The organism is Muribaculum sp., from assembly GCF_029051885.1.
Taxonomy (GTDB): Bacteria; Bacteroidota; Bacteroidia; order Bacteroidales; family Muribaculaceae; genus Muribaculum.
This window is the reverse complement of the sequence record NZ_JAIDKI010000156.1, coordinates 1-8,484: the sequence shown is the minus strand read 5'-3', so window position 1 is coordinate 8,484 and position 8,484 is coordinate 1. Positions and strand designations below refer to the sequence as shown.

Sequence of the window (8,484 nt, the reverse complement as noted above, 5' to 3'; positions counted from 1 at the left end):
ATTGATACGGCTCCCACCGCGATCTAGTCGCTTCAGATCGTCTGCTGCGTGAGATGTGTTTTAGAGACAGATATGAGACTGAGATGGCGGCCTAATGACTGAAATACGAAATTCAACAAAACAAAAGATAACAGAACAGCCATGTCAAAGATTTGTCAGATTACAGGCAAGAAAGCTATGGTGGGCAATAACGTGTCGCACTCGAAGCGTCGTACAAAGCGCACGTTCAATGTCAACCTCTTTGAGAAGAAGTTCTACTGGGTAGAACAGGACGCATGGATCCGCCTGACCATCAGCGCAGCCGGTCTCCGCACCATCAATAAGCTCGGCCTCAACGCTGCTATGCAGCAGGCAGCCGGAAAGGGTTATTTAACTGGTAAAGACATCAAATTTATAGACTAAGCTATGGCAAAGAAAGCTAAAGGTAATCGCGTCCAGGTCATCCTCGAATGCACCGAGCACAAGGCCAGCGGCATGCCCGGCACTTCGCGTTACATCACTACCAAGAACCGTAAGAATACTACCGAACGTCTTGAGCTGAAGAAGTACAATCCCATCCTCAAGCGCATGACGATTCACAAAGAAATCAAATAAGCACTTTAACATCTCCACGATATGGCAAAGAAAACCGTTGCATCACTGCAGAAAGGTGAAGGACGTACTTACAGCAAGGTGATCAAGATGGAAAAATCACCCAAAACAGGCGCATACGTCTTCAAAGAAGAGATGGTTCCCAACGAACAGGTTAAGGCCGCTCTCAAGTAAGAGTACCCAATCCCAAGATACAATAAAGGTGCTGTGTCGACTCCGACACAGCACCTTTTTTTATTCAGCCACGGCTGGTAGGTAATTATATGATTGCACCCCAAAAGTTTTACACGGTGCAATTGTTCAAAAATCCTATTGCCGGTATTGTCGCCTCCGGCCGGGGGATGACGGTTGTGTTACTCTCTGACTACTCCTTGTCGCGGTCGGGAGAGAAGCGCACAGGGTCGTCATACTGCTCCTGGAGGCGCTTGAGTTCCTCTTTGAGTTGGGCCACCACAGGCTCATACTCTTTGAGTCCATAGAGATTGTGCATCTCAGAGGGGTCGCTCTGAAGGTCGTACAGTTCCCACACGTCGATATCGTTGTAGAAATGTATCAGCTTGTAGCGGTCGGTGCGCACACCGTAATGGCGTTTCACCATATGCTCTGCTGGATATTCATAGAAGTGGTAGTACAGGGATTTGCGCAGGGTGTCGGTCTGCTCGCCTTTCAGCAGCGGAAGCAAGGATATGCCCTGTATGTCGTCGGGCACAGGCTGTCCGGCCAGTTCGAGGAATGTAGGAGCATAGTCGATGTTCTGTACGAGAGCGTCGATATCGCCTTTACGGTCAAATCCGGCGGGCAGGCGCATGATGAGCGGAGTGCGCATCGACTCCTCATACATGAATCGCTTGTCAAACCATCCGTGTTCGCCCATGTAGAATCCCTGGTCGGATGTGTAGACTACGAGAGTGTTGTCGAGCAGATTGTTTTCTTCAAGATAGTCGAGCACTCGCCCAACATTGTCGTCAAGCGACTTTACGGTCTTCATGTAGTCGCGCATATAGCGCTGGAATTTCCAGTCGGCGAGTTCCTTTCCCTGGGGATTCTTCTTGTAGAAGTCCTCGATTATCGGCCCGTAGAAACGGTCCCAGGCGGCGCGTTGTTCCTTGTCCATGCGCCCGATATAGCTTTCATATAGCGAGCGCAGCCGCGAGTCTTTGTCGGGACGGAGCATCTTGAGGTCGTATATCATGTCCATATCCTTCACGATACTCATCTCCTGAGCGGCTGCGGCGGGGCGTCCCTCGTAGTCGTCGAAGAAGTTGTCGGGCAGAGGGAATGTCTTGTCCTCGTACAGCGACAGGTTGCACGTGTCCGAAAGCCAGTTGCGGTGGATAGCCTTGTGATGTATGAGTATGCAGAAGGGCTTCTCCTTGTCGCGCTTGTTTTCCATCCAGTCGATGGCATCGTCGGTGATGATATTGGTCAGATATCCGTGTTTACGTATGGTGTCGTTCTCCTGTGTGATGAAGTCGGGATTGTAGTAATCTCCCTGCCCGGGCACGATTTCCCAGTAGTCAAATCCGGTGGGAAGGCTCTCGAGGTGCCATTTGCCGACAAGGGCAGTCTGGTATCCGCCTTTTTGCAGCAGCTTGGGGAACGTCTGCTGGGTGTTGTCGAACACGCAGGTCGTATTGTCGTAAAATTTGTTGGCGCAGCTGTGTTTGCCTGTGATCATGCACGCACGGCTCGGTCCGCTTAGCGAATTTGCCACAAAGCTGTTGGTGAAGCGCACACCGTCGTTGGCTATGCGGTCGAGATTAGGTGTCTCCATATACCGCTTGTCGTAGCAGCTCATCATCTGGGCCGTATGGTCGTCGGTCATTATATACACGATGTTGTAGGGTTTTTGCTCCTCGGCCTTTTTCTGCGAGGTGCACGACGGCAGCGACGCGGCGGCAGTAATCCCGGTAAGAGAGAAAAGTAATCCGGACTGTAGTTTATTCATGTGATTAGGGTTGAATTGATTATGCAAACTTAATCAAAATCTTTATCATTTCGGACATCATCGCTGTAAAACTATTGTATTGCAACTGAAATTAGTAAGTAAGTCGTAAAAAATTATTTTAGATTTCCGGCGAGAGGATTTCAGATACGTAATAATTTTTACGACTTACTTACATAAATAGTTGTATTATAGTAAGAAAATTGCTATCTTTGCGATATAACAGTTATCGAAAATTATTAAGACATGAGAACCTTAAAGACCATTGTATTGGCTGTTGCGGCCATGTGTTACGCATCGGGCCATTCTATGACGCAGGTCGAGTCGCCGCGCTACACTCTGTCGCTTGACGGACCGCGCTGGCATATGATGCGCGACACTGCCGCATCGTGGGAGCACGACAGGCTTTATCTGCCTGAGGAGATAACCGACCTGGCTGACCTTCCGGTAAACGCGCCTTCCGGAGGATGGGAGATGCTTAAATCAGAAAATGCCGTCAGTGTGAATGTGCCCGGCACTGTCGAGGAGTATCTTACAACATCATCACGTCCGTCGCCCGACGATTTCAAGGGCGTAAGCTGGTGGTTCACTACCATCAGTGTGCCCCGGGATATGAAGGGACGCCGGGCCATGCTTCACTTTGAGTCGGTAAGAATGCGTGCCGAGGTATACCTCGACGGCCGACTTGTAGGCTACGACATCATAGGCGAGTCGCCATTTGACGTCGACATCACCGACGCCGTTCTCCCCGGCAGGAGTCAGACACTTGCCGTGCGTGTCACCAACCCTGGTGGCAATTTCCATTGGCAGGACTTTACGCAGATGCGATGGGGTGAATACAAGATTCCCCCAGGGCGCGGATTCGGCGGACTTGTCGGCAGGGTAAGGCTCGATATCGTCGACGGGACATACATTGAGGACATATATATGCAGAATCAGCCTGTCCCCACTCGGGTAAAGGCGATAGTCAATGTACGCAACACGTGTGGCAAGGCGGCGGTGCGTACGGTAGCCTGTGCCGTTGCGCCGAAGAGTGAGTCGGGAGCAGTGGTGGCCCGAGCCTCGCGCAAGTTGCGTCTGGAACCCGGCGACAACACTGTGGAGATGGAGATTGATGTGCCCGACGCGCGTCTGTGGAACCTTGATTCGCCCGAGCTTTACCGATGTGATGTGACGTTGTCCGATGGTAAACGTCCCGTCGACAGCGACTCCCGTACTTTCGGATTCCGGTGGTTTGCGCCCGACGGTATCGGCGACGAGGCCGTGCTGAGGCTCAACGGAAAGCGCGTGATGCTGCGCTCTGCCATCAGCTGGGGCTACTGGCCCGCCACCGGACTGCATGCGCTGCCCGAGATGGCGCGCAAGCAGATTGCCGTAGCTAAGTCAATGGGGCTCAATATGCTCAATTTCCATCGTTCTATCGGCTCTCCGGTAGTGCTCGAGCAGGCCGACTCGATGGGTATACTCTACTATGAGGAGCCTGGTGCCATACACTCGGCCGACCACGATACGTTTATCCGCACTATAGTCAATACCAAGCTGAAGCGTATGGTAAAGCGCGACCGCTCTCACCCCTCGCTGGTAATCTACAATCTCATCAACGAACTCGGTGGAGTGCGTGCCGCCGATACGGCTCTGATGGCAAAGCGGCGTGCCGATCTTGTCGAGGCCCACTCGATTGACCCCTCGCGAGTGATGACACTTACCTCGGGATGGGCTTCCAACGAGCAGAACGAGGAGGACTCGAAGTTTCACATGCGTCCCTTTGACCCTACACCTTATTTCCGCGGATGGTATGACAATCACCGCGCCGGAGGACCTGCCACATGGCACGACGGCCTCTACCGCAACCCCGTCGACCAACTGATGTACTGCGACAACCATACCGAGGTATACATGCGCGGCGAGGAGGGTGCCATATCCACACCACCGCGTATCGCCCTTATCGAACGGGCTATCGACTCTTCCGGCACCGATGGCTGGGACGGTGCTTTCTGGCGTGCTCAGGCCGGTGAATGGCACCGTTATTTCCGCAGTAAAAATCTTGCAGCCAACTTTGGCAATCTCGATTCGCTGACACGCTCGCTCGGCGACATACAGCTTTACCACCAGGGACGCCGCATACAGGGCATGCGCATGGGAAATCTCGGCGATGCATATGTTATCAACGGCTGGGAGTCGATGCCCTACGACAATCATTCGGGTGTAGTCGACAATTACCGCAACTGCAAGGGAAATGTCAATACGATAGCCCGCTTTACCCGACCGCTTTATGTTGCGGTATCGCCGCGTACACAGTTTGTGCGGCTCCCCGGCTATGTCGAGGTCGACTTCCATGTAGTCAACGAGAGCGATCTCCGCGGGCATTTTACACTTGTTGTCGAGAGCACGGCTCCCGACGGAAAGAAAAAGAGACTGCTCACCCGCGATGTAGATGTGGAGGGTGGAGATATCTTCGGACAGCTGCTTGCCGAGGCCGAGCCTCTTATGCTTGAAGGCGGCGACGGACTGTATACCATATCCGCCCGTCTTGACGATGCTTCGGGGCGCACTGTCGCCGACGGCTATGAGGAGGTGCTCGGCCTGGTGCCCGACGGGGCCGTTCTGCCCGGACGTGGCGCTATCTACGGAGAGCCTGACGATGCTGTGGCGAGGTACTATAAGTCGGTGACAGGTCGCGAGCTTCCCGCATACGACCCGTCGATGGGGCCTCTTGACTGGCTTATCGTCACCCGTCCGGCTCTCGACGAGGCCACGCCCATTCCTGTCGGGTATTTTGACAATTCCTCCGGTCCGGCGTTCAAGGTCACATGGTTTCACGACAACGACATCTTCGCTCCGGCAGGCACATCTTCCGACAATTGCCTCGACCGCCGGTTTGTAGGCGGAGCGCAGCCCGACCCGCTTATCCCGGCCAACCAGGAGTTCTCGGCCATCTGGGAGGGTACGCTCGTAGCTCCCGAATCAGGCAATTACCTTATAGGCATAAATACCGACCGAGGTGTGCGCATGGAGGTCAACGGGCAGCGTATAGCCGACAATTGGGGCAACGGCAAGGATGTGTCGTTTACATCGCCGTTCTATTTCGAGAAGGGGGAGAAAGTCAGCATCATGGTACAGTACCGGCAGACCCGTCCCGACGGATATGTAAGACTCGTGTGGACGATGCCCGGCACGTCGGCGATTGCTCCCGAGTCGGTTGTTGACCGTGCGGTATCCGACGGCACTACATTGCTTCTGCTGAAGTCGCCCGAGTCGTGGATGCAATTTCTGAACCCCACCGCCGGCATAGGATATGAGAGCAATTTCACCGTAGGCACCGATTGGGTGGGAGGCGTGCATTTCGTCACCGACCATCCTGTGCTCCGAGGCTTGCCGGTCAATACCGCCATGAACTGGCCCTATCAGGAACTCGTGAAGGATGGGAACAGCCGCCTGGGATTCAAGATATCCGACGAGCGGTTCATAGCCGGAGCCTACCGTTCGTGGCCGTTCCATCTCGGCACGGCAATGGGCGAGGCGCCGTGTGGCAAAGGGCGTGTGCTTTATACCACGCTTCGCCTGTGCGAGCCTCTGCTGTCGCCCGACCCGGCGGCCGAGCCTGCGCGCAAGCTCTTCGGCAACATCATCCGCTGGGCCGCCTCCGGCAAGTAACTCGCTCAATATAGATTAGAAGCATAATTCAGATTAGAGCATGTTTAAAAACGGACATCCGTTTTTAAACATGCTCTTACATTTGTTGTTCAAGGAGGGTTTTGCCATCGGTGTTCAGAACCTTTAATCGGAGTTCTGACCCTCGACGGCTTAAAATCATGACTGTGGCGCGCTTCATCCGGTAGCCGCCGCCCACGACCACAGGATAGTTGTTGCCACGGCTGCCGCGCGGATGAAATGCATGCTTGTGGGTATGGGCATTGATTGCCAGGTCGAAAGGCGCTTTCGCTAAAATCGGGCCCCACATTTCAAGGCATGGATTGTAGTCGGTGTAATCTACATCCAGTCCGTATACCGGCGCGTGGTGCAGGAGAATCTTTTTACCCGCTTTCTTAAAGTCCTTTGTCTTTAGCTCGTCTTTAAGAAATTGAGCCTGCTCCTGACGCAGGCGGGTGAAATCGTTCATACCGTAGTATACGCTTGTGGTGTCGGGTTTGTCTTCACCGCAATCGAGAATCACAAAACGCGTGTCGCCCCAGTTGAACGCCGAGTAAACCTTACCGCCTGCATAGTCCATCAGATTGCGCAGGCCGGTGGAGAATGGGCCGCGTATCTCATGGTTGCCGCGGATATAGAACACCGGTACGCTGTCGGCGCCAACTCCTTCGTTAAGTTCCTTCAGAAAGCGGGTTGCCTGGGTATGGCTGTAGGGGTCATCGATACAGTCGCCGTTGAACACCACAAAGTCATAGTCCACATCCTTGAGCTGATTGCACAGAGCCTTGAACGTTGCGGAATGCTGATGGAGGTCGTTGAACACAATGGCCGTGAAATCCTTTGATGCCGGCGATGGCAGTGTAAACGACTTAAGCTCGCTTGTGGCAGAGTCGCCAAACGCTTTATGGTAAGCGCCATATTCAAGTATCTCGCGCGAGACTACACGGTAATAGTATTTTTGACCGGGCTTAAGTCCGGTGAGACGCACCTTGTGCATAGTGCCCCAGTCGGCCTGTCCGTCGAGAAGCGTGCGTTCGCGCGTCATGTCGTCGGGCGATGTACCATACTCCACTATGCCGGTGGCCGGCACGCTTGTCTGCCACATCACCGTTATGCCTCCGTCTGTCGGATTCTGGAGATAGGGCTTTACGCTGATTATCCTTTCAGGGCGCTCCTTCATTGTCACATAGGCGTATACGGGCCGGTGGTCCGAGGCTACCGGTTCGTCAACAACATGGCTCCGTTTTGTGCCGGCAATCTCGGGAGTGCCCTTCTTTACGGCAATGTAATCGAGCAGCTCATCAGGTTTGTCGGCCGGAAACGACATCTCTTCAACGGTTGAAAGGATATCGAATCGCTTGGTGAACTGTGTCATAAACCGGTCGCCGGGCAGTGAGTTGAAGTCGCCTGCTATGAAAAACGGCTTGTCGGACAGTGATGCCACGCTGTCTATTTCCGACAGCGATGCGAGGCGATCCTCCTCGGTAAGCGAGAGGTGAGTGCATGCAAATATGTAATCCTTAAACTCAACTGCGAGAAGTGCACGCTGTTCCTCACGTCCGGGAAGGGCGACCCGTATCTCTTTGAGTGGTTTTTCCTTGCACAAGATACCTATGCCATACTTGCCGCCGTCGAAATCTATAGCCGGGGCATAGACATGACGCATTCCGGCGTAGCCTGCGATTTCGGCCAGAAGGTTGCGGCCACGGCTCCGCCCGGTGATGCTGTCGATTTCCTGAATGGCGACAACATCGGGTGCAATACTGTCGATGACCGAGGCTATCCTCCTGGTGTCGATTTTACCGTCGAGCCCGGTGGCATTGCGGATATTATAACTCATCAGCAGGATGTCGCGTGCCTGAAGGCCGTGTGATATTGTCAGAAAGAATGTGATGGCCATTAAGGCGGTTGTGATTCTTGATATTACATTTGGTCTACGCATATGTGTATAGCTTGTTTTAAGACATACTCCAAGTGGCTGAAATATAGCGTTTGGCGATAACTGCAATTGGTTTATTGGGCTGAATTACCGACAAATCCCCTTGTCACTATATCCACCGCACACAAATTTACTGAAATATCTGTAATGTCACACTGTCTGTATGGAGAGAAATTCAGGGCGTATTACTTCTCAATTTGCTGTTGAGTCCAATCCATTGTCTGAATAGTATTATTGTCAAGAAAGCCTTTTTATAAATCGATGCTCTGTAATAAAGCAAATTTAGACCCCGTTCACCAATATTTGTTAACGCTGGGGCGGTCAATCGTCGTGCAGATGTGTTCGCGCAGTGAGGGAG

At 53.1% G+C, this 8,484-nt stretch carries 6 protein-coding genes; 4 read left to right on the top strand and 2 right to left on the bottom strand.

Translation table 11 applies throughout. From position 1 onward, the window contains the following. The first annotated feature begins 141 nt into the window (after positions 1–141). Genes rpmB through K2I50_RS06720 form a run of 3 tightly spaced genes read left to right on the top strand, consistent with a single transcriptional unit; the run spans position 142 to position 765 of the window. Positions 142–402: a 50S ribosomal protein L28 gene (gene rpmB / locus K2I50_RS06730; protein ID WP_068960045.1), complete on the top strand. Its 261-nt coding sequence runs from the start codon at positions 142–144 to the stop codon at positions 400–402. Between the two features lie 3 nt (positions 403–405). Continuing rightward, entirely contained in the window at positions 406–594 is a 189-nt protein-coding gene (gene rpmG, locus K2I50_RS06725; protein ID WP_068960046.1) for a 50S ribosomal protein L33, read from the top strand. A gap of 21 nt (positions 595–615) precedes the next feature. Continuing rightward, entirely contained in the window at positions 616–765 is a 150-nt protein-coding gene (locus tag K2I50_RS06720) for a DUF4295 domain-containing protein (RefSeq protein ID WP_084273931.1), read from the top strand. Positions 766–955: 190 nt separating this feature from the next. Here the strand turns inward: K2I50_RS06720 and K2I50_RS06715 are convergent, their stop codons facing one another. Then, positions 956–2,539, bottom strand: a complete 1,584-nt coding sequence (locus K2I50_RS06715) for a sulfatase family protein (protein WP_301025475.1) — start codon at positions 2,537–2,539, stop codon at positions 956–958. A 243-nt stretch (positions 2,540–2,782) separates the two neighbouring features. Between K2I50_RS06715 and K2I50_RS06710 the strand changes: the two genes are divergently transcribed. Next, a complete protein-coding gene (locus tag K2I50_RS06710) occupies positions 2,783–6,190 on the top strand; it encodes a PA14 domain-containing protein (RefSeq protein ID WP_301025474.1) in 3,408 nt (1,135 codons plus the stop codon). Positions 6,191–6,266: 76 nt separating this feature from the next. Here the strand turns inward: K2I50_RS06710 and K2I50_RS06705 are convergent, their stop codons facing one another. Then, the gene (locus K2I50_RS06705; protein ID WP_301025472.1) at positions 6,267–8,129 is read right to left on the bottom strand and encodes a metallophosphoesterase; all 1,863 of its coding nucleotides are present in this window, start codon (positions 8,127–8,129) and stop codon (positions 6,267–6,269) included. Positions 8,130–8,484: the final 355 nt, after the last annotated feature.

What these genes read in the sequence shown, in the direction of transcription:
- rpmB (WP_068960045.1), top strand. Translation starts at nt 142, where the DNA reads ATGTCAAAGATTTGTCAGATTACAGGCAAGAAAGCTATGGTGGGCAAT.
- K2I50_RS06710 (WP_301025474.1), top strand. Translation starts at nt 2,783, where the DNA reads ATGAGAACCTTAAAGACCATTGTATTGGCTGTTGCGGCCATGTGTTAC.
- K2I50_RS06720 (WP_084273931.1), top strand. Translation starts at nt 616, where the DNA reads ATGGCAAAGAAAACCGTTGCATCACTGCAGAAAGGTGAAGGACGTACT.
- K2I50_RS06705 (WP_301025472.1), bottom strand. Translation starts at nt 8,129, where the DNA reads ATGCGTAGACCAAATGTAATATCAAGAATCACAACCGCCTTAATGGCC.
- K2I50_RS06715 (WP_301025475.1), bottom strand. Translation starts at nt 2,539, where the DNA reads ATGAATAAACTACAGTCCGGATTACTTTTCTCTCTTACCGGGATTACT.
- rpmG (WP_068960046.1), top strand. Translation starts at nt 406, where the DNA reads ATGGCAAAGAAAGCTAAAGGTAATCGCGTCCAGGTCATCCTCGAATGC.